Annotated in this window: 22 protein-coding genes and 1 tRNA gene; 19 read left to right on the top strand and 4 right to left on the bottom strand. The window is 70.2% G+C overall.

Annotated features, from left to right (window positions below; translation table 11 throughout):
• Nucleotides 1–87: 87 nt before the first annotated feature.
• Entirely contained in the window at nucleotides 88–507 is a 420-nt protein-coding gene (locus ACGFNI_RS24160) for a molybdopterin-binding protein (protein ID WP_393686704.1), read from the top strand.
• Between the two features lie 537 nt (nucleotides 508–1,044).
• On the opposite strand, the gene ACGFNI_RS24155 is transcribed toward ACGFNI_RS24160, so the two are convergent.
• The 3 genes from ACGFNI_RS24155 to ACGFNI_RS24145 form a co-directional block, all read right to left on the bottom strand.
• Nucleotides 1,045–5,043: an AAA family ATPase gene (locus ACGFNI_RS24155; RefSeq protein WP_393686703.1), complete on the bottom strand. Its 3,999-nt coding sequence runs from the start codon at nucleotides 5,041–5,043 to the stop codon at nucleotides 1,045–1,047.
• A gap of 853 nt (nucleotides 5,044–5,896) precedes the next feature.
• Entirely contained in the window at nucleotides 5,897–6,598 is a 702-nt protein-coding gene (locus ACGFNI_RS24150; protein WP_393686702.1) for an HAD family hydrolase, read from the bottom strand.
• Nucleotides 6,588–7,454, bottom strand: coding sequence for a GntR family transcriptional regulator (locus ACGFNI_RS24145; RefSeq protein ID WP_393686701.1), 867 nt, complete (start codon nucleotides 7,452–7,454; stop codon nucleotides 6,588–6,590). Before ACGFNI_RS24145 ends, ACGFNI_RS24150 begins: the two co-directional genes overlap by 11 nt.
• Before the next feature lie 422 nt (nucleotides 7,455–7,876).
• Here ACGFNI_RS24145 and ACGFNI_RS24140 point away from each other — a divergent pair, with 422 nt between their 5' ends.
• The 18 genes from ACGFNI_RS24140 to xerC all read left to right on the top strand — a co-directional run bounded on the left by ACGFNI_RS24140 (nucleotide 7,877) and on the right by xerC (nucleotide 20,634).
• A complete protein-coding gene (locus ACGFNI_RS24140; RefSeq protein WP_393686700.1) occupies nucleotides 7,877–8,035 on the top strand; it encodes a hypothetical protein in 159 nt (52 codons plus the stop codon).
• A gap of 191 nt (nucleotides 8,036–8,226) precedes the next feature.
• A complete protein-coding gene (locus ACGFNI_RS24135) occupies nucleotides 8,227–8,703 on the top strand; it encodes a transcriptional regulator (protein ID WP_393686699.1) in 477 nt (158 codons plus the stop codon).
• Nucleotides 8,704–8,730: 27 nt separating this feature from the next.
• Nucleotides 8,731–9,186, top strand: coding sequence for a protein kilB (locus ACGFNI_RS24130; protein WP_393686698.1), 456 nt, complete (start codon nucleotides 8,731–8,733; stop codon nucleotides 9,184–9,186).
• Nucleotides 9,187–9,214: 28 nt separating this feature from the next.
• A complete protein-coding gene (locus ACGFNI_RS24125; protein WP_393686697.1) occupies nucleotides 9,215–9,676 on the top strand; it encodes a protein kilB in 462 nt (153 codons plus the stop codon).
• An 88-nt stretch (nucleotides 9,677–9,764) separates the two neighbouring features.
• The gene (locus tag ACGFNI_RS24120; RefSeq protein ID WP_393686696.1) at nucleotides 9,765–10,031 is read left to right on the top strand and encodes a DUF6284 family protein; all 267 of its coding nucleotides are present in this window, start codon (nucleotides 9,765–9,767) and stop codon (nucleotides 10,029–10,031) included.
• Nucleotides 10,028–10,339: a hypothetical protein gene (locus ACGFNI_RS24115; RefSeq protein ID WP_393686695.1), complete on the top strand. Its 312-nt coding sequence runs from the start codon at nucleotides 10,028–10,030 to the stop codon at nucleotides 10,337–10,339. The genes ACGFNI_RS24120 and ACGFNI_RS24115 overlap by 4 nt, the downstream gene beginning before the upstream one ends.
• On the top strand, nucleotides 10,336–11,640 hold the full coding sequence (locus ACGFNI_RS24110; protein WP_393686694.1) for a hypothetical protein: 1,305 nt from the start codon (nucleotides 10,336–10,338) through the stop codon (nucleotides 11,638–11,640). Before ACGFNI_RS24115 ends, ACGFNI_RS24110 begins: the two co-directional genes overlap by 4 nt.
• A gap of 12 nt (nucleotides 11,641–11,652) precedes the next feature.
• Nucleotides 11,653–12,129 carry a hypothetical protein gene (locus tag ACGFNI_RS24105; protein ID WP_393686693.1) on the top strand — a complete coding sequence of 159 codons (477 nt, stop codon included), beginning with the start codon at nucleotides 11,653–11,655 and terminating at the stop codon, nucleotides 12,127–12,129.
• Entirely contained in the window at nucleotides 12,129–12,506 is a 378-nt protein-coding gene (locus ACGFNI_RS24100) for an RRQRL motif-containing zinc-binding protein (RefSeq protein WP_393686692.1), read from the top strand. Before ACGFNI_RS24105 ends, ACGFNI_RS24100 begins: the two co-directional genes overlap by 1 nt.
• Nucleotides 12,507–12,522: 16 nt before the next feature.
• A complete protein-coding gene (locus ACGFNI_RS24095; protein ID WP_393686691.1) occupies nucleotides 12,523–12,768 on the top strand; it encodes a hypothetical protein in 246 nt (81 codons plus the stop codon).
• 91 nt (nucleotides 12,769–12,859) lie between these two features.
• Nucleotides 12,860–13,231, top strand: coding sequence for a DUF6251 family protein (locus ACGFNI_RS24090; RefSeq protein WP_393686690.1), 372 nt, complete (start codon nucleotides 12,860–12,862; stop codon nucleotides 13,229–13,231).
• 77 nt (nucleotides 13,232–13,308) lie between these two features.
• The gene (locus ACGFNI_RS24085) at nucleotides 13,309–13,485 is read left to right on the top strand and encodes a DUF6257 family protein (RefSeq protein ID WP_393686689.1); all 177 of its coding nucleotides are present in this window, start codon (nucleotides 13,309–13,311) and stop codon (nucleotides 13,483–13,485) included.
• 81 nt (nucleotides 13,486–13,566) lie between these two features.
• Nucleotides 13,567–15,825, top strand: coding sequence for an FtsK/SpoIIIE domain-containing protein (locus ACGFNI_RS24080; protein ID WP_393686688.1), 2,259 nt, complete (start codon nucleotides 13,567–13,569; stop codon nucleotides 15,823–15,825).
• Between the two features lie 304 nt (nucleotides 15,826–16,129).
• Entirely contained in the window at nucleotides 16,130–16,264 is a 135-nt protein-coding gene (locus tag ACGFNI_RS24075; RefSeq protein ID WP_393686687.1) for a hypothetical protein, read from the top strand.
• Nucleotides 16,265–16,352: 88 nt separating this feature from the next.
• Nucleotides 16,353–17,219 carry a bifunctional DNA primase/polymerase gene (locus tag ACGFNI_RS24070; RefSeq protein WP_393686686.1) on the top strand — a complete coding sequence of 289 codons (867 nt, stop codon included), beginning with the start codon at nucleotides 16,353–16,355 and terminating at the stop codon, nucleotides 17,217–17,219.
• Between the two features lie 3 nt (nucleotides 17,220–17,222).
• Nucleotides 17,223–18,698, top strand: a complete 1,476-nt coding sequence (locus ACGFNI_RS24065; RefSeq protein WP_393686685.1) for an ATP-binding protein — start codon at nucleotides 17,223–17,225, stop codon at nucleotides 18,696–18,698.
• A 423-nt stretch (nucleotides 18,699–19,121) separates the two neighbouring features.
• Nucleotides 19,122–19,334, top strand: coding sequence for a helix-turn-helix domain-containing protein (locus ACGFNI_RS24060; protein WP_393686684.1), 213 nt, complete (start codon nucleotides 19,122–19,124; stop codon nucleotides 19,332–19,334).
• A gap of 73 nt (nucleotides 19,335–19,407) precedes the next feature.
• Nucleotides 19,408–20,634: a tyrosine recombinase XerC gene (gene xerC / locus ACGFNI_RS24055; protein WP_393686683.1), complete on the top strand. Its 1,227-nt coding sequence runs from the start codon at nucleotides 19,408–19,410 to the stop codon at nucleotides 20,632–20,634.
• A 91-nt stretch (nucleotides 20,635–20,725) separates the two neighbouring features.
• Here xerC and ACGFNI_RS24050 read toward each other — a convergent pair.
• Nucleotides 20,726–20,799 (bottom strand) — tRNA-Pro (locus ACGFNI_RS24050).
• Between the last annotated feature and the right edge of the window lie 194 nt (nucleotides 20,800–20,993).

Raw genomic sequence — 20,993 nt, 5'->3', positions numbered from 1 at the left:
GGATGGAGAGGTGTCGAAACCGCCAAAACCGCCATATTCCACTCCACCTCCACCTCCACCTCCACCTCCATCGATCGAGGCGTTCCCATGAGCCTGAGTATCCGCAATCAGATCCCCGGCGTCGTCACGTCCGTCACGCCTGGTGAAGCCATGGCGACGGTCGCGGTCCGGCTGGTGGGCGGGCAGGACGTCACGGCCGCGATCACCCTCGAAGCCGTCCAGGAGCTGGGGCTCGTCGCGGGCTCGCCCGTGCGCACCTTGGTCAAGTCCACCGAAGTCGCCCTCGCCACCGGGCCGGTCGAGGGGCTGAGCATCCGCAACCGGATCCCCGGCACCGTCACCGACGCCTCGATGGGTGGCGCCATGGCGAGCGTCAAGGTGGACGTCGAGGGTGGGGAGTTCACCGCCGTCATCACCAAGGACGCGATGCTCGACCTGGGTCTTGCCGTCGGTTCCCCGGTCGTCGCGCTGATCAAATCGACGGAGGTTTCTCTTGCCGATGATTGAGCATTCAGTTTCTCATTGAAGGAAATTCAGGGCTGATCCTTTGTTTCTGCATGGGGATATGGGGTTTGAACCCATGAGTCCACGACTCCGCGAACCCGCATTAAGGCGCCGCGAAATGGGATGCGCGGTTGGAGATGGCTGATGACAGCCGTCGGAATGGCGGGATCGTGTCAGGTCAAGGGAGTGCGGCGAGGAGTCAGGGCGTCGGAATCGACATCCAAGGGGCGTGCTGAACCCCGTCCCGCTCAGCCGCTCAGGCCGTTCACGTGCTGCGCAGGGCATGAAAACGCCCGATCGCTGGCGACGGGGGATGCACCAGCGATCGGGCTACTGCCAAGACTAGCAAGGCTATCTGCGTAGCGGGAGTCAACTTCATAATTGTCACGCGGAGTTGTGATCGGAGTCACGGCGAGGCGTCCGGCAAGGGGAAGGCGGAGTGCCTGGCAAGGGGAATCGGGGAATCGATCGCGGCGCAGAGCCGATCGAGGTCATCCGCCTGGCGCCCTGCCATGTGACGTCGTCCCGGCCTCGGCTTTCTTACGTGCCGCACGGTGGGTCGTACGAGAGTTGCGGCAGATACTCGCGCCACTTTTCCGGTGTGAGAACGCCGCGGGTGGTCGAACAAATGCGACGAATGGCCTTCTCGGAGTCCAGGTCCCACAGCCGGACGGTGCCGGCGCCGCTCGACACCCCGAGCATGTGGGTTTGCGGGCTGAACGACAAGAAATTGCCCGCCTTGGCGTTGGGGCTCGTCGACTGGCCTATGGGATCGGCCCTGGCGGGGAACGCGACGTTCCAGAACCGGACCGTGTTGTCGTTGCCGCCGCTCGCCAGGGTCCGGCCGTCCTTGCTGAACGTCAGCGACACGACCGCCTGGGTGTGGCCCGTGAGGGGAGCGCCCAGCGGGGTCGCCTCGACGGGATCGGTGGTGTTCCAGAGCCGGACGGTGTCGTCGTCGCTGCCGCTGGCCAGCGTATGGCCGTCCGGACTGTAGACGAGCGCGTTGACAGGGCCCAGGTGCCCCCTCAGAGGTGCGCCTCGCAGGGTGGCGTGACGTGGGTCGACGGTGTTCCAGAGCCGGACGGTGGCGTCCGCGCTGCCGCTGGCGAGGGTGCGCCCGTCCGGGCTGAAGGCGAGGGAGTTGACGTAGCCCTTGTGGCCGGTGAGCGGTGCGCCGAGCGGACGGAGGCGGGACGGGTCGCGGCCGTTCCACAACTGGATCGTGTTGTCGTCATAGGCGGTTGCCAGCGTGCGCCCGTCCGGGCTGAACGCCAGCGCACCGGGGCCCGCGAAGCGCGTCCGCAGCGCGACGGGCGGCCCGTGGGGGACGGGACGGGCCGGGTCGGCGACGTTCCACAACTGCACGGCACGGCTTCCCGTCAGCACCGCGAGCGTGTGGCCGTCGGGGGAGAACTCCAGCGCACGCACGTCGCCCTTCGCGGGCAGGAACGGCTTGCCCAGCACCACGGGCCGGTTGGGGGTCTGCACGTTCCACAGCCGCACCCGTTCGTCGCGGGCAGCCGTGGCGAGCACCCGCCCGTCCGGGCGGAACGCCCCGATGTTGCCGACCATGTTCGACGTCGGTATCGACCACAGGCGGACCTTGCTGTCGCCGCTCCCGGTGGCGAGGGTCCGCCCGTCCGGGCTGAAGCCCACCGCGTACATCTCGCCGCTGCCGCCCGCGAGGGGCTCGCCGACCTGCGACGGGTATGCCGGATCGCTGACGTTCCACAGGCTCGCCGTGCTGTCCGCGCTGCCGGCGGCGAGCATGTTTCCGTCGGGACTGAAGGCCACGGACCACAGGGGGCCGGTGTGCCCGGTGAGCGGCGCGCCGAGCGGCGCCGCGTGACGTGGTTCGGACACGTTCCACAGCCGGATGGTGTTGTCCGCGCCGCCACTGGCGAGCGTGCGGCTATCGGGGCTGAAGGCCACGGAATGCACCGTTCCGGTGTGGCCGGTCAACACCTTGCCGACCGGCGCCGGATGACGCGGATCGGCCAGGTCCCACAGCCGGATCGAGTGGTCGTCGCCCCCGGCCGCCAGCGTCCGCCCGTCGGGGCTGAACGCCACGGAGCGTACGGCGGCGGTGTGGCCGGTCAAGGCGCCGAGCGACTTGGGCCTGCGCAGGTCGCGGATGTCCCACAGGCGAACGGTGTGATCCTCGTTGGCGGTTGCCAGCGTGCGCCCGTCGCGGCTGAAGGCCAGCAGGTAGGTCGTGCCGTGGTGGCCGGCCAGGGGAGCGCCGAGCAGCCGCGGATGGCGGGGATCCCGCACGTTCCACAGCCGGACCGTGCCGTCGTCCGAAGCGCTGGCGAGCGTGTGCCCGTCCGGGCTGAAGACGGCGCTGCTCACCCAGCTCGTGTGGCCGGTGAGGGGGGCGCCCAGGGGCTTGGGGTGCGCCGGGTCCGCCACGTTCCACAGCCGGACGGTCCGGTCGTAGCTGGCGGTGGCCAGGATCTTCCCGTCCGGGCTGAACGAGGTGAGGTAGACGGCGCCGCTGTGGCCCAGGAGCGGCGTGGCCAGCGGGGCGTTCACCATCGAGACCAGCCGGTTGTTCGTGCCCTCGTCCTCGGGCCGCAAGTGGTGCGCCACCAGGTCGAGCTGAGCCGACAAGGAGGGGTCCGTGTACTGGGCGCGATCGGCTTCGGCGAGCACCTGCTGGAAGACGGTGTCGTCCCGCTGCTTCCACGCGATCACCGCGGAACCGGCGGCCAGCATCGCCATGACGACCAGCGCCGCCACCGCACCACGGCTGATCCAGACCGTGCGCTTGCGCAGCCTGACCGAAGCGGCCAGGAATTCCACCGCACTGCGGGTCAGATAGGTGTCACCGGCGGACTTCGCCCAGTCGCGGGCCTGCTCCAGGCGCGAACCCCGGTAGAGCAGCGAGGTGTCGCGGTCCGAGCCCTCCCAGGCCCTGCCGTCCTCCTCAAGCCGCTGGCGCAGCAGGTTGTCGTTCCGGTCCTCGTCGATCCAGTCGCGCAGGCGCGGCCAGGCGTGCAGCAGAGCTTCATGGGTGATCTCGACGGCATCCGAGTCGAGCGTCACCAGGCGGGCGTGGACCAGCGCTTCGAGCGATTCCTCCGTTTTGTTCGGATCTGTCGACTCGTCCGCGAGCTGACGCCGCGTCCCCCGCCTGCGGGTGGCCTGGGTGTCCTCGCCGAGCCTGACCAGCCGGAGGAGCAGCAGCCGCGCGGCCGTCCGCGCCGTCGGATCGAGGCCGGACCAGGCCCGTTCGGCGGTCGCCGCCACCGCTCCCTGGATTCCGCCCGCCGCGCGGTAGCCGGACAGCGTCAGCCTGCCCGCCTTCCGCCGCTGCCAGGTGGCGAGCAGGGCGTGGGACAGGAGCGGCAGCACGCCGGAGTCGTGCGCCCCGTTGGCGCCGTCGGCGCTCACCTCCCGGACGATCAGTTCTGCGAGCCCCGGTTCGAGTTCCAGGCCCACGGCCTTGGCCGGTCCCGTCACCACCTCGCGCAGCTCCGTGGTGGTCAGCGGCCCGAGCACCATGTGCCGGTGCTGTAGCGCGTCGGCCAGTTCGGGATACCCCAGGCACTGCTCGTAGAAGTCGGCGCGTATGCCGACGATGACGAGCACGGGGGCCGGGCCGGCGGGGTCGGCCGGCGTGCACGCGGCGTGCAGGAGCTGGATGAACGTGCGCCTGGTCGCCTCGTCCGAGCAGAGGGTGAACGCCTCCTCGAACTGATCCACGATCACGACCGGGCGGGCGGCGGAGGCCGTTTCGCGGTGCGCCCACGCCGTGACGGCTTCCCGCACCGCACGCGTGAAGTGCGCGGCGCCGGTGTCGTCCGCGGTGGCGACGACGCGTGCCAGCTCGGGAATCCGGCGGGTCAGCTCCGCGAGAGGCGCGGCCCCCGGCACGAGCTGCAGCACCTCCCTCTCCTTGCCGCTCTCGTCACCCAGCGCCCCCTTCTGCAACGCGGGCACCAGGCCGGCGTTCAGCAGGGAGGACTTTCCCGCCCCCGAGGCGCCCACGAGCATGACCAGACCGCCCGTCTCCTCCGCCGCGCGGAGCTGAGCCACGAGGGCATCCGTGCTCCGCGCCCGGCCGAAGAACCACCGGGTGTCGTGCTGACGGTACGAAGCCAGCCCCCGGTACGGGCAGACACCGGAGACCGTCACGGGATCGGCCGGGTCGCGCTCCTCCTCCTGGGCGGACGCCGCGGCGCGGTCGCCCACCGGGTCGGCGACCGCTCGCTCCCACAGACGCTGCCACTGGGCGAGGTCGTACAGACCGGCGGATACCGGGGCGGGCCGCAGGCGCCGCGCCTGGGGGATCAGAATGTGCAGCACCGCGGCGAGCGCGGCGAACTGCGCCGGCACGTTCTTGGCCCGCCGCCAGTCGCTGATCCGCTGCACGGACACCCGTACGGGCCGCCCTCGCTCATCGACCCGCTGCAGCCTGACGACCGCCTCGGCCACCTTTTTGAGGGGAGGGTTGCCGGCCTCCTTGTACAGCAGCGCGAGATGCTCCGCGAAGGCTGTGCGTGCCCCTGAGTCGGAACTCAAGGTCTCCACCCCTTACTTCCCCCGCGCTCTGACATCCGGACCGGAAAACTCACCCTAGCTGTCTGACCTGTGGTTAAGCCGTCTACCCGAAGCCGGAACCTCCTATGCGGGAGCCGCAGCTGGCAGGATCACGATGCAGCGGCGCACCAGCCGGGCGTTGCCCGGACAGGCCACCAGCTCATTGCTCGGAGAGACAACTCTTGATGCATGTTCTCGGTCACCTTCCACCGGAGCCACGAGCAGGTGGCGACGGTCTCGGCGCACGAGCGCAAGAGATCTCCGGAGCCGGTCCGATCCGGACCACCGCCGCGTCGACCACGGGTCCGGCCCATTCCGGACCCGCACCGGTACGACGCGGACCGCCGCCCGCGCCGTTCGGCACCGGTCCCCACGAGGGGAGGGACCGGTGGCGAATGGCGCGGCGTTTTTCCCGCCGCCCGACCTGGGCCACGAACACGGCCCGGGACGGGCGGGCTCGTCGGATGGCCTGAGGGCGCCGGCTCTTGTGGCGCGGATCACTTCTGACATCGCACCCGGCAAACGCAGAGCGAGCCCTGAAGGGGCGTCAACGAACGGCACCCGGTGTACCCGGATCCCAAGTCTCACTTCTCGCTCGCCCCGGAAACGCATCAGGCCCGGTTTCCGTTTCCGAAAACCGGGCCTGACCTGCTACTTCTCAGTCGGGGTGGCGGGATTTGAACCCACGACCTCTTCGTCCCGAACGGGATCGCTGCCGTCTGGGACCTCCGCGATAGGTTCGGCTGCATCGGCGCTGACCGTGGTCATCGTCCGTGGGTGTCCAGCGCTGTCTTTGACTGTCCGCCTCATTTGGCCCCCCGTTTGGCCCCCTGCCTCAGACGGCCTACAGGCCGCCGGGCCTCGACGCCAGAGCGTCGGCCACAGCGGTCATGTCGGTGATTACCGCATCGGCCCCCGCCTCAGCCAGAGCGACCACCTTGTGCGACTTGTTGGCGAAGCCGATGCACATCGCTCCAGCAGCACGAGATGCCTCGACGTCTGTCACCGAGTCCCCGATGAGTGTGCAGTGATGGGGGTGCACGCGGAGTCGTGCGGCGGCGTGTAGCAACGAGTGGGGGTCGGGCTTCATCAGATCCGGCCGGTAGGCGGCGCGTCCAATGACCTCGTGCACCAGGTGGCGAAGGTCGTGCAGCATCAGGAACGCCCGCACGCAGGCCGTGGAATTGTTGCTGACCACGGCGACCTTTCGCCCAGATGAATGCGCCGCTTCCAGGGCAGCGACCGCGCCGGGGACGGGCGGGCCCGCGACCTTGACGGCCGACACTTCGGCTTTGGTCAGTGATTCTTCGATTGCCCGGATGACCGACTCGCCACCCTGCGCGGCAAGGCGAAGGATCTCCATCGGGTCGTCGACACCGCGCACCTTGCTGCCGAGGGTTGCGTCGTGCCGGGTGACGACCTCCGAGAGATCCCGTGCGACGCCGGGGGCGGGCCGACCCGCGAATACGTCGCAGATCGGCCCGTCGAAGTCGAACAGGACTCCGCTGGTGGCTCCGAAGACCTCGGAGAGCTTGTTACTTCCCATCAGGGCCAAGGTCCCTTCCGATGGTGTTCCACACGCTGTCGAACCACATGCGGGCCTGTTCGACCTGTTGCGCGCCGCTCGACGATTCGCCCTCGTTCACGGAGTAGTGGAACAGCGTGGCGTCGGACCCCACTAGGTCGTAAATCTCGATGACCTCCCCCTCTGCGACCACCTTGTTGGGCCGGATGGGGTAGTACCCGAAGAACGCATCTTCCTGGTTGACCACGTACAGCTTGAAGAACTGCGTTCCGCGGTGCACCCGCACGCTGACGTTCGTCTCCGCCACCAGTCCGAGGACGCTCAACTCGTTAATGGCGTTGGTGATGCTGCGCGTGAAGCCGACCATCATGTCGTGCATGCGGCGGCGTAGGCGCGGGTCATCCGCTCCATCGTCGCGGCGCACGGGCGCCGCGTGGGGCACTGACATGTCCGGCACCAGGATTCGGATGTTGATGCTCGACGGTGTCAGTCGGCCGACACGAATCTTGTCGATGGGCTCCTGAAGGGCGCTGTGCAGGGTCTCGCTGGAGAACCCGGCGAAGTCGATCGAGACGTTCGTGCTGGCGAACGCCTGCTCCACGTACGGGCGCAGACCCGCCGGCCGCTCCGTGCGGTTGCGGACGTACACACCGCTGCCCTTGCGGGATACGACGAGACCCTCGTCTTCCAAGTCCCGGAGCGCCCGCTGGATGGTGGCGCGGGCGAATCCGTACAGATCAGTGAGGTCTTTGTGCGACGGGAGCTTGTCGCCGGGGGCTAGCTTCCTCGTCCGAATGGCGGCGCCAAGACTGCTCGCCACCTGCTCATACGGCGGCCGGTCGTCGTCCGGATCCAAGGGTTCGGGCGTGAAGGTCATGCCTCGATGTTACGTCCCCCGACCCCGTTTCAAGGCAGCCAGGATAGTCAGATGTTGACGTGGCTAGCCAAGATGGCTACGTTGTTCTTGCGCCCACCGGGCTAGCCAAGTTGGTCAGGCTGGAGGGTGTGAGCGGGCCTTCTTTGGCCTGCGCAAACGCACAGCAGCGCCCGGAGGGCCCCGGCAACGGGAGTGAGCCCGAAGGAAGCCACGGTCTTTGAAAACTGAACAGAGTGCGGGTTTCTGAGCCGTCTCCCCCGTAAGTGACGGCCGCGCGGGTGCAAGACCGCGCACGCACAACTTCCGTCCGGAGCCTCGCGCTTCGGCCGGCTGCCTCCTCGGCCGTCCAGCGCTCTTGCGCTGTACGGCCGAGGTTGCAGGGAGCCGGACAGCCGTCCGCTCCGCAGGGAGAGAGGACTTCAATGCGCGATTACCACGACTACGACGACGAAAACGGCGGCACCGTGTCGCCGGCCGACATGCCCGGCCTGTCCATCGCGGACTCCGACGTGGTCAGCGCCGAGATGGAGCGGCGCGAGGCGGCCGGCGAGTCCGCCGTCCCCGAAGACCTGGACGACTAGCGCGAGTTCGCCCCGGAGGCCCGCACACCGTGCGGGCCTCCGGCCTCGCCGTAGCGAGCGCGCACCCCCCTCGGCCTCCCGCCCGGGAGGCCGAGGGGGGTGCGCGACCGACAGCCGAAGGGCGGCCGTCCACTTCCCGGCGTACGGCCGCCCTTCACTCCCAGATCCGTCACAGACCAGGAGAGACCATCATGCCCGACACCGCTGCCGCCTTCGCCGCTGTTTTCGCCGCCCTCTACGTCGGCCACAGCGTCGGCGACCACTGGATCCAGACCTTCCCGCAGTCCGCCGACAAGGGCAAGCCCGGCTGGATCGGCCGCCTGGCCGACACCCGGCACGTCGCCACCCTCACCGCCACCAAGTTGATCCTGCTGCTGCCCGCTGCCGCGCTGCTGGGTCTGCACCTGTCCGCCGCCGGCCTGGTGGCCGGTATGGGCGTGGACGCGGTCACCCACTGGTGGGCCGACCGCCGCTCCACCCTCGCCTGGCTCGCCAAGGTCACCGGGAAGAGCGAGTTCTACAGCCTCGGCACCGGCGCCCACCCCGCGCACCCCGTCACCGCCGAAGGCACGCCCGCCGCGACCCTCGGCACCGGCGCCTACGCGCTGGACCAGTCCTTCCACCACCTCTGGCTGTTCGTCGCCGCACTCCTGATCGCCACCGTCTGACCCTCTACCAGGAGCAGGAGACCTCCTATGTGGAGCAGCATCATTGCCGTCCTCGGCACCCTGGCGGGTTCGATCACCGCCTACGCGCTCCAGCAGCGCGCCTCACGAGCCGAGCGCGCCGAGCAGCGTGCCGCTGAGAAGGCCACGGCCCAACTCACCGCGGTGACCGCCCTGGTAGCCGCTCTGGCCGACCATCGCCTGGCCATGTGGCTGCGCGAGGAATTGCGTCTGGCCGGCACGACCGGGGACGCCTACAAGGACGCGCGGGCCCACAGCCACACCACCCGCTCGGCCATCACCGCGCCCCTGACCACCGTCACCGTGCTGGCCCCCGCCCTGGCCGCCGCCGCGAACGAGGCGGCCAACGCCACCTACGCCCTGCGCGGTGCCCCCCGCATCACGGAGCTGGAGGCTCTGCGGGACGCCGCCACCGCCGCCTCCGATCGCCTCCTGGCTGCCGCCACCGCCCACTTCAGCAACTGACCACCCGCCGTCACGACAGGAGACCGTTATGCGGAACAGCCTGATCGCCGTACTGGCCCCGGTGGTGCTGGGGACAGCGTCCGTCCACCTCCTCCAGCAGCGCAGGACCCGCGCCGAGCGGACCGCCGCCCGCCGGGACGAGGACACCCGCCAGCAGCTCACCATCGCCGTGAACGACCTCATCAACGCTCTGGGCGGCCATCGGATGGCCGTGTGGCAGTGCGAGTCCCTGCGTCTGCTGTACGGAGGGCCCGGCCCCGCCTGGCGTGATGCGCGGGCCCGCAGCAACACCACGTCGGCGGCCATCACCGCGCCGCTCGCCACCGTGACGGCCCTGGACCCCGCCCTCGCCGCCGCCGCGGCTGAGGCGGCCGTCGCCGTCTACGCCATCGCCGGCGCGGCCGACAGCGAAGTGCTGGACACCGTGCGGGAAGCGGCCACGGGCGCCTGGATGCGCTTCATCGCCGCCGCCGACGACTACATCGACTGACCTCCGCCGCACGACGGCGCGGCCCCGGTGCTGGAACACCGGGGCCGCATCGGGCCGTCGCTCTTCAACCTGGAAGGACACCAGACCCATGAAGATTCTCTCACTGCATCTGCTCGCCGCGCTGGATCAGGCCGAGCAGGACCGCGGCCCGTCGGCCGCGGAACTCGACGCGATTGACGCCGAGATGCCGGTCATCACCGCCGAGTTGGACCTGCTCGACGCCCAGATCGCCGTCCTCGACCGCGTCCCGTCCGAGCTGGACGAACGCCGCCTGCGCCGCGCCCGCCGCCGCGTGCTGGCCGCCCGCCGGGACCTGGCCGACCACGCCGCCACCCACTCCGGCGGTGCGGCATGAGCGCCGGGACGATGGCCGCGCAGGCACCGGCGCTGTCCTGCCTGGCCGGGATCGCGGTCAGCCACCCGGACCTGCCCGGCGCCTACCTCGTCTCCAGCCAGGTGACCGCGAACGCGTTGACCGTGCAGCTTAAGCACCCCGCCCATGTGGAGGCGTGGCGCGAGGCGCTGGACGTCCCCGCCGAGGCGCTCTTCATGAGCCGGATCGGTGACCAGTCGTCGCTGGAGTTCCAGGCGAGGCGCTACGAGGTCGTGTGGCACGTGTACGCGGTCGGCTGCACCACCGAGACGGCGGGGGGTGCCACATGAGCCTGAGCACCTACCGCCAGGAGGACAGGGCCGACAAGGCCGCCCACGCCGAACAGCGCCGCCTCAACGCCGCCGCCGCCGACGACCGCAGGGCCCGACGCCAGCAGGCGGAGGATGAACGGACCGCGCGCCTGCGCGAGCAGGCCCGCACCGACAAGAGCACCGACCGCATCGCCCGCGAGCAGCGGCGGCAAGAGCGGGCCGAGCGGCGCCAGCAGGCGTTGACGCCGGAGCGGATCTACCGCACCGGCACCCTCTCCCTGGTCGTCGCCTCCGGCCTGGCCTCCCTCCCCGCGCAGATCCTCCACTTCGTCGGCATCTCGCCGATGCTGCTGCCCGTCCCGCTCGGGGTGGAGGGCGCCGCGTGGGTGATGGCGGCCGGCGTCGCCTACGCCGATACCCGCGGTGCCCCCGCGTGGGTCCGCTGGCTCCTGCGGGCCCTCGTCGCCGCCGCTGCGGGGTTCGCCGCGTCCATCAACTACGGCTACGGCCTCCACCTCTCCGGCCTCTCCGCCGCCGACGCGCAGGCGGCCGGCGTCGGTCTGGCCGCCGTCACGCTGCTGGGTCCGGTCGTCTTCGAGATCCGGCAGTGGGTGTCCACCCTCGCCGCCCGCGACGAGGACGCCCGCGAACGCCGCCGCCACGCCGCCCGACGCCGACGCCACCACCGTCGGGTGCGTCGGGTCGCCACCCGACTCCTGTCCGCCGCCCCGCTCGGCACCCTCTCCGAGTCGACCGCATGGGAGCAGGCATGGGAGATCGTGCACGGCAGCGACAAGCCCGGCATGACCCCCGAGCTGCACAGCAGGGCGAACAGGGCCGCCGCCGAGATGGCCGACACCCTCGCACAGAACCCCGCAAATACGAAGAAAACGACTGAAGATACCGCAAATCAGTCGGGGTCTGACCTGTGTGAACCGGCGCGGTCGGGTCGGCGGTGGTCGGTGCGGATCCGGATCCGACCAACTCGCCGTACACGCAAGCGAGTTGGGTCCGCACCCAAGCCGACCGACGCACCGCCGGTCGTGCCGGTCGGCCGTCCGGCGGCCGTCGCCGCGGCTGCCTCGACCCGACCGCGCCGGGCGACCGGTCGGGTACCCGACTCGGCCCGCACCGCCCGGCCCCGCCGCACACCCGACCAACTCCTCGCGGAGGCCCGGTCGGTGACAGCCGACTGGTCGGCCGACGAGTTGACCGCCGACCGCATCCGCAAGGCCGTCCGCACCTCCGCCGCGGGCGCCCGCACCCTGCGCGACACCCTCCGCGCCGAACGCACCACCACCGACGCTCCGGCTGCCTGACAGGAGAACCCGATGACCAGCAACCACCCCTCCGTGCTCGCTGCCCTGACCACCCTGGCGACCGACCAGGTCGCCAACTTCCGCCGCCGCCAGGCCGCCGAAGCCGCCGAGATCGAGCAGTGGCGGCGCGAGGAGGAGGCCGCCGAACGCGCCGCCGCCGAGACGGCCGCGCACGAGACGCTCCAGTGGCTCACCCCCGACACCCTCGCCCGCGTCGTCACCGAGGAGATGTGGCGCGGCTACCCCCGCCACCGCGGCGACGGCCCGACCGCCGTGGCCCACCTCGGCGCCGGCGTCTACCTGCGCTACGCCACCCCCGGCGACGGTCTCGGCACCGTGCCGGGCGACCTCTGGCTCCTCCAGCCCTGCACCGACTGCGGCGTCCGCCTGTCGAACCCGCTGTGGTCTGACCTCGACCTCGCCACCTGCCTGACCGGCCCCAACGGCCTGCCCACGACCTGCACCCTGTGCTTCACCGCCCGCGCCTGATGGCCGGCCCCCGCTACTGGGATCCGACCGGAGCCCGCTACGGCATCCCCACCTACCCCTGGCACCTGGCCCCGTACGGCCTGGCCACCCGCCGACAGCTCCGCGCCGCCGGGCTTCGGCCCGGCGGGCAGCCGGTCGCCGCGCAGATCCTGTGGCGCTCCCGCCGGCCCCGCCCCGGCATCCGCGCCGCCTACCTCTACCGCCTCGAACTCGCCCGCCCCGTACGGCCGATGACACCAGCCCGACAGACCGCCCTCGACCGGGCGCTCGCCGCCCGCCGCACCTGCCCCACCTGCCGGTGCGACCGCGGCTACACCATCCCCACCTCGCTCGGCACCTGCCTGCCCTGCGCCGAGGCACCCGCCCTCGCCGCCTGAGAAAGGACCGACAGACATGGCTTTCCGACACGGCGACACCGTCCGCGTCATCTCCAGCCGCGACTACCCCGCGGCCGTCGGCAAGGTCGGCACGATCGTCGACCCCGACCCCTCCAGCATCGAGTGGATCGCGCTGGAGGGCATCAACAGCGCCTCCACGGACGCTCTGTGCGGCTTCCCGAGCTTCCGCGCCAGCGAGCTGGCACCCGCCGACCCGCCCGCGCCCGACCAGCCGGCCAAGAAGTCGTCCAGCTGGTGGTGACCACCTGACGGCCCCGCATGCTGCCCCGGCCACACAGGCCGGGGCGGCGTACAGGACCGGAGCAGCCGGTCACCGACCTGGAGGGAGCACCGTGCCCCGCTACGAATTCGACAACCCCTTGCCTGCCCCGAGAGCGTCGCATCACCCCGTCCACCGGCCCGAGCCGATTGCGGTCCCCGTCGACTACGAGCAGCCGCCCGTGGTCGTCCAGCACATCCACCAGGCCCCGCCGGACCGCACCGTGCAGCGCGTCGCGCTCGGCGCCGGCATGGGCGGCGGTGTGGTGGCCGCGGGCGTGTACTTCGGGCCGCTGCTGGTGGCCGCCCTCTCCTCGATGGCCATCTCTCTCGCCGTCGTCGCCTTCGTCGTGGTCGTCGTGGCGTGGGGCGTGGTCACCGTCGTGCGCTCGATCGGCGGCCCGGACGGCAAGGCCGTGGCCAAAGCCCTGCGGCGCAAGGGCTGATGACGGTCCCTCCGTCCCCCGCGGCTCGTCCGTGGGGGTGCGGTGGGACCGGACAGCCCGGCCCGGGAGAGGACCACATGAGCCAGCAGGACCCCAAGCTCACCGCCGCCGAAAAGGCCAAGCTCACCGTCTTGGTCGGCCGCATGTGCAAGCGCGGCTTGGCCGGGGACCACGTCGACCAGAGCGACCTTGAGCGCCGCGTGGACCAGATCCTCGACGGCGCCCGCGAACGCGACGAGAAGAACGCCAAGTAACGCCCCAGGGGCGGCCGGATCGCCTGGCAGCAACGGCCGCCCCCGGGCCCCGCCCCCGTGCAGAGAGCAGGAGCTTCCATCATGACTGAACCCGCGGCAGAGCCGATGGGAACCGTCCACAATCTCGACGAACACCGCGCCACCCGCACCGCGGCCCCGACGGTCTCCCTGGACAAGGACACCGCCCCCGCCCCGGGCGCCGAGACCATTCCGAAGCAGCCGCCCGCCGTTGACGCCGCGCGAGCCTCCTCCGGTCGTCGCCGGGTCGTCCGCCGGGTGCGCGCACTGGCCACGCACGACCGGACCCGCACCGCTCTCGGGCTGGTCGTGCGGCACGGGGGCTATTTCGTCGGCGGCACCGGGGTCGTCGCCAAGCGGGGCTGGGAGGGACGAACCGTCGCCGTGCACCACCGGATGCGGGCCATGGCCCTGGCCGCCGGAGACCACGAAGCGGCAGCCGAATGGCAGGACCGTGCCGACCGGTTCCGCCGGGAGCGCCACGCCCGGCGGATCGAGCTGGTCCACAAGGTGCCGACGATGGCCAAATCCGCCGCGATCGGCACGGCCGCAGCCGAAGGCGTCCTCCTGCTGGTCGGGGCCTGCATGGCGATTCACGACCGTGAGCTGTACGACGTGGTGGCGCCGACGCTGGCCGCGATCGACGCGGTACGGGCCCTGTGCTGGTTCGTGGGGATCGCGTGGGGCCCGGCCCTGGGCCTGGCGCTCGTGGCCGGACTCGCCCATCTGTGGCGCGCGGGCCACAAGCACGAGACGGCTCCCGCCTGGGCCCGGCCCGCCTCCAGCACGGCAGACGACATCCCGATCACCCCGTCGATCGTGGTCAAGGCCCTGTCCGACCTCGGCATCCCCGCCCTGAAGAAGGGCATCAAGGAGATGGCGGACGGGGCCGCCGGGATGCTCGGGCCGATCACGTTGGCGGGCTGCGGCGTCGAGGCCGACGTCACCTTGCCGTCCGGGGTCTCCACGGAAGAGATCCTGGGCAAGCGCCGCAAGCTCGCCGAGAACCTCAACCGTCATGAGCACGAGCTGCACATGACGGTCCCCCCGACGCCCCGCACGGTGCGTATGTGGATCGCCGACAGTGGCGCGCTGGATGTGCCGATCGGCCCCTCCCCGCTGGTCGTCGACCCCGACATGACGGCTGACTACTCCTCGGGGCGGGCGCCGTGGGGCCAGGATCTGCGGGGCGAGACGGTGCTGATCTCACTGTTCCAGCGCCACATGCTCATCACTGGCCTGTCCAACCAGGGCAAGACCGCCAGCCTCCGGGCCCTGGCGCTGTGGCTCGCGCTCGATGAGCGAGTGGAGTTCCGTCTCGCCGACCTCAAGGGCGTCGGCGACTGGCAGATGTTCGACGGGCTCGCCACGATCCTCATCCAGGGCCCGACCGACGAGCACGTCATGCAGGCAACCCACATGGTCGAGGAAGGCGTGGAGGAGATGGGGCGCCGCATCGACCTGATGCGGGTGCTCTCCGCCAAGGGCTGGAGCCAGGACAAGATCCTGGCCGACGGGCGGTTCCACCCTCTCGTCCTCATCGTCGACGAAGCGCAGGTCGCCTACGGCTCCGCCGCCGTGGAGACCCACGTCACCGACAAGGGCGCGGTCCGCAAGGGGGCGCCCTACGGCGGCTCGAAGGCGGACTCCCGTTACTTCCAGGCCGTGAAGAAAGTCCACGACCAGGGGCGCGCGGTGAACGTCACCATCTGGGAGGGCACCCAGGACCCGACGAACGAAAACCTCCCCAAGCGCTCCCGGGAAGGCAACCACATCCGCGCGTCCCTGGTCCTGGGCACCGAGTCGCAAGCCCGCATGGCCGTGGGCGACTCGGCGGTCGACGCCGGCGCGGCCCCGCACAAACTGCGCCAGGGCCTCGACAAGGGCACCCTCGTCGTGGCCGGCGACGGAATCAAACTCGCCCCCGGCCAGCCCTCGGCGACGGTCCGCACCCACTTCATCGACGGCGACGCCGCCAAGGAACTCGCCGAGCGGGCGAAGGCTCTCCGCTCCGGCGCCGAGACGCAGACCGCCGCGGACCCCGCAGAGGACGTCGACCACCTGGCCAACGTCCTCGAAGCCATGGGCGACGGGAAGCGCATCCAGACCCAAGAGGTCCTGCGGCGGCTCATCAGCAAGAACCCGAATGCGTACGGCAGTTGGGAACTGCACGACCTCACACGAGTGCTGCGCGAAGCAGGCGCCGAACCGAAGGCGACACGGGCCGACAACGGCAAGACCGGCGTGGTGTGCGTCTCCCGCGCCCAGGTCGAGGCAGCCATCGAGGCACGCGAAGACGCCATCGACAGCAACGCAGGGTAGTCGCCGACTGGTGGAGGCGAGTGGTGGAGGCACCGGAATCTGATGGAGAACTCCATCAGAGGGTCCACCACCCGCCTCCATCAGTCCCCATCTGCGGAAATGCCGCCTTGATGGACCTGATGGACCTGATGGAGGCGCCCGCCACCACGGCCTCACAAGCCCGGTTTTCAGGCCCTGAGGACCCTCCTCTTTCACTTCCCCTGACGGTTACGCAGAGTACTCGTCACGGTCGCGCGCCCGATCGTGCCGCCACCAAGCAGTCCCAACCCGGCGGGCCCGCGCCCGCTCACCACCAAGGAGACCTGTGCACGAGGACGACGACTTCATCGACTGCGAGCTGTGCGAGCCGCGGGACGGCTCCGCGCCCTACTACCCGCACTGCTGCGGGTGCGGCGCCGACGGCTCCAGCGAACGCCCCGACTGCACCTGCACCGACTGACCACGCACAACGAGGGCGGCCCCCGTCTCGCCAAAGCCTGGGGCCGCCCTCCTCCACCAGTCCCTACAGACCTATGGAGGTCTCCAGCATGACCCAATCTGCCCCCATTCCGCGAGCATCCGGCCTCCTCGCCGTCGCACTCGACCTCGCCCGGCGCGGCGTGCCCGTGCTGCCGCTACGCGTGGGCAAAGCCCCGTTCGGGAACTGCCCCGCCTGCGCCAAGAACGCATGCGGCGGCCGACCGAACATGAAGCAGGCCGGGCCCTGCACATGCCCACGTCCCTGCCACGCCTGGGCCGCAGCAACCACGAACCCCGCCACGCTCACCTCCCCGGCCTGGACGGCCACGTGGAGGCAGGCCGCCGCCGTCGCCTACCACCCCGCCGGCGTCCGCCTCACCGTCGTCGACCTCGACCACGCCGACGCCGTCGCCTGGGCACACGCCCACCTCCCGCCCACCCGCACCGTGCCCACCACACGCGGACAGCACTGGATCTACGCGGGCACGATGCCCTCCTCACACGGCGTACGGCCCGGCGTCGACATCAAGTCCCGCATGAGCTATGCCCGGTGGCTCGGCCCCGGCACCGGCCGCATCACGGAACTCCCGGACGCCGTCCGCGCTCTGGTCGTGAAGAAACCCTCCACGGCCCGGCCGGTGCTGCCGGGCCTCACTGTCCCCGCGCAGGCCGAAGGCAGGGAGTGCCCGCACCGCACGCCCGCCTACCTGGAGCGTGGCATCGCCATGGCGGAGCAGCGCATCACCGACGCCACCAGCGGTATCCACGCCACGGTCTACGGCGCCTTCCTCGCCGTGCTGTCCACCCATGGCCGGTGCGGCTGCCTCACGGACGCCCACGTGCAGCGTCTGTTCACCGCCGCGCACGCCCGGGGCGAGTCGCTCCGGCACTGCACGGACGCGTGGGCCAACGCCCGCACCGCCTTGGGGATGTGAGCCATGTCCGAGGACGAGAAGACCCCGGCCCGCCAGGTCATCACCGACTACGCGCAATCTCACTTCCGCTACTTCCGCACCGTTGACGGCACCGTCTACGCACAACGGAACGGCCACCCCGTCGCCCGGCCCATCCGCTCCCAGGGCACGACCGGCAGCCACCGCCAGGAACTCATGGTCGGCCTCTACCGCGACGGGGTCGGCGTGTTCAACGGAACTGCCCTCAAGGAGGCGTTGGACTTGATCGAAGCACTCGCACTGAGCCAGGACGTACAGCCCACCCACATCCGCGTCGCCCCCGGCTTCGACGGCGCCACCTGGCTCGACCTGGGCCGCGACGACGGCCAGTCCATCCGCATCCACCCCACCGGATGGGACATCCACACCCCCGACCCCCGCGAGGTCTGCTGGCGCCGCACCCAACTCACCGGCGAACTCCCCCTCCCGGCACGGGACACCAACGGCAAGGGCATCGACCTGCTGATGCGCCTAACGAACTTCGCCACCGCCCAAACCGAATGCCTGGCCCTCGCCTGGCTCGTCGGCTGCCTCGAACCGTCCGTACCCGTCCCCGCCCCCTTCCTCACCGGCCCCCAGGGCGCCGGCAAGTCCACCGCGGGCCGCATGCTCACCCGCATCATCGAAGGCATGAGCGGGGACCTGCGCCGGGCCCCGAAAGGGGAAGAAGACCTGATCACGGCCGTCGCCGCCGGATGGGTCACCGCCCTCGACAACCTCTCCCACTTGGGTCCGGACCTGTCCGACGCCATGTGCTGCATCGTCACCGGCGCCGAAGACGTCAAGCGCGCACTGTTCACCGACGGCGACGTCGTCCGCTCCCGCTACCGCCGCCCCCTCCTCCTGACCGGCATCGACGTCGGCGTCATCCGCCCCGACCTCGCCGAACGCCTCCTACCCCTCCGCCTGGAGCGCCCCCGCGTCCGGAAGACCGAAGCGGAACTGTGGGCCGAGTTCGAACCAGCCCTGCCGGTCATCCTCGGCTCGCTCCTCGACCTCACCGTCCAGGTCCGTGCCGCTGAAGCCGAGACGCCCACCGACCTGCGCATGGCGGACTTCGCGCGCCTGTGCGCGCAGCTCGACACCGCCACCGGCTTCGGCGCACTCGCCGCCTACCGGGCGAGCCTCGACGACCTCACCGACGACGTCATCGAAGGCGACCTCCTCGCGCAGACCGTCCTCAACCACGCCGCTGGCCTCACTCCGGGCGACGCGGTACAGATGACGTCGTCCGAATGGCTGCACTGCCTCACCGGCCTCTACAGCGGCGACGACTGCCGTCCCCTGCCAAAGGGGTGGCCCGCCACCGGAAAGGTCCTCTCAGACCGCCTCAAGCGCCTTCAGCCCACCCTCGCCGCCCGGGGCGTCCTGATCGACTGGGGCCGCACCAGGGAGGGACGCTACATCGAGATGACCCGGCGACCGGCCCCGCCGCCACACGAGCAAGAGCCGATGCTCTGACCGCCGCCCGGACAAGCAAGAAGAGCACCGCCCGCCACGCACCGGGTGCTCCTCTTGCTGTTCGGCGCCACGCGCCGCCTGATGGTCGCGCCGCGAAGCGGCTCCTTCTTCACGCTGTAACAGGCACCGCACTACAACAGACACCCCCTCTTTTTTCCTAAGTAGGGGAACGCTGCGTCACCTGCGTCACCCAAGGGTGAAAAACGGCACCTGACCTGCCACTACAGCGGTGACGCAGGACGGCTCCGGCTGCGTCATCCTGCGTCATCTGCGTCACCAGGTGACGAAGCCTGCGTCACCAGGTGACGCACCCCAAAACCTCTGCGTCACCCAAAACCGCAGGTCAGAGACCCGAATGACGCAGATGACGCGGTGACGCAGAAATCCAAGCTTCGGACACAACCAACCCTGCACGGAGACCCGATGAGTATGACGATCGCCGCTCCTGCCGAGCGATTTCTGTACCGACCTGAAGAGGCCGCGGCGGCGTTGGGGATTGGCCGCTCGCTGGTCTACGAAGAGATCCGACTCGGACGGCTCCAGACCGTCCGCATCGGCCGCCGCCGACTGGTCCCGGCTGACTACGTCGAGCGGTACGTCGAACTCCTCAAGCGCGAGGCGGAAGCTGCCGCCTGAACTCCACTTCCACCCCTACACATTTCGGCAGGTCCGCGTCCCCAGGGGCGCGGACCTGCCGTTGGAGAACCGCATGGCTGAGGCACCGAATCGCGCCCGTAGAGCTGGCCACGGAGAGGACACGATCTACTGGGACGCCGCGAAGAACCGCTACGTGGGCGCCGTGTCCCTGGGGCACGCCCCGAACGGCAAGCGTCGCCGACCGAAGGTCTACGGCAAGACGAAGACGGAAGTCCGACAGAAGATCCGGGACTTGAAGAAGGAGGTGCAGACGGGAGTCAAAGCGCCGGCCAACTACACCGTGGCCGACGCGGTCAACGACTGGCTGGAGCGGGGGCTCAAGGGGCGCGACGAGAAGGGCACCATCGGCAAGAACCGCTCGGTGGCGAACAAGCACCTGATCCCGTTCATCGGCAAGGCGAAGCTCAAGGATCTGAGCGCGGATGACGTTGATGACTGGCTCGACGACCGGGCCGAATTCCTCGCGACGCGCAGCCTTCGCGACCTGCTCGCCATTCTGCGGCGCTCCATCGCGCATGCACAGCGCAGGGACAAGGCGGCACGGAACGTCGCCCTCCTCGTCACCGCGCCAGAAGGACGCCCCGGCCGCCCGAGCAAGGCGTTGAACCTTGAGCAGGCGAAGGCCGTGCTCATCGCCGCCCGACCGTCGCGGCTGTATGCCTACCTCGTGCTCTCGTTCCTCGGCGGTGTACGCACGGAGGAGGCGCGGCCCCTCACCTGGGATCACGTCTTCCTAGAAACGAAGAACGGCATCCCGCCGCACGTCGCGGTGTGGCGCTCGGTCCGGAAGCACGGCGAGACCAAGACCAGGAAGAGCCGCAGGACTATCGCTCTGCCGACGATGGTGGTCGAAGTACTCGAAGAGCACATGCGATGGCAGAAGCAAGAGCGTGCGTCGAAGGGGAAGGAGTGGAGCCCGACCGGGCTCGTCTTCACGACCCGAAGCGGCGAACCGCTTGATGCGGCCAACGTCCGCCGCGACTTCCGCGCCATCGTCGCCAAGGCGGCCAAGATGCCGGGCATCGATCTGAAGCCGTACGAGTGGACGACTCGGGAGACGCGGACCAGCTTCGTGTCGTTGCTCTCCGATCACGGCGTTCCACTGGAGACCATCGCGCTGTTGGTCGGACACAGCAGCCAGACCACTACCGAGGTGGTCTACCGCAAGCAGCTACGTCCTGTGATCACCAAGGGTGCTGAAGCGATGGACGTGATCTTCGCTGACGACCGCAAAGGTGCCACGGCGCGCGAACCGGGGGAGGGCGATGTAGTGGCTTGAGCAAAGCGGTTGGCCCCCTGTTTGGCCCCCCAAATACGTCAGGGGCCTGACCCGCAATGCGGATCAGGCCCCTGACCTGTTGTTCCTTCAGTCGGGGTGGCGGGATTTGAACCCACGACCTCTTCGTCCCGAACGAAGCGCGCTGCCAAGCTGCGCTACACCCCGAAGCAACGAGCTCTACTTTAGCGGACTGATCCCCGTAGGCGAAATCCGGTTCCGGGGGAGGGGAGGAGGGGGGAGGGAAGGGCTCCTGTTTGCCGGGCGGAGGGAGGGCGGGCGTGGGCGGACGTCGTGGAACGGAGAGCGCCGGCCTGCCCGGGGTGGGCGGTGGCCGGCGCTCTGAAGTGGTGCGGATGACG

Origin of the sequence: Streptomyces sp. NPDC048644 (genome assembly GCF_043199105.1) — a bacterium.
In the GTDB taxonomy this organism is placed as follows: domain Bacteria; phylum Actinomycetota; class Actinomycetes; order Streptomycetales; family Streptomycetaceae; genus Streptomyces.
Note: the sequence above shows the minus strand (reverse complement) of the source record. Positions and strands in the feature narration are given on the sequence as shown.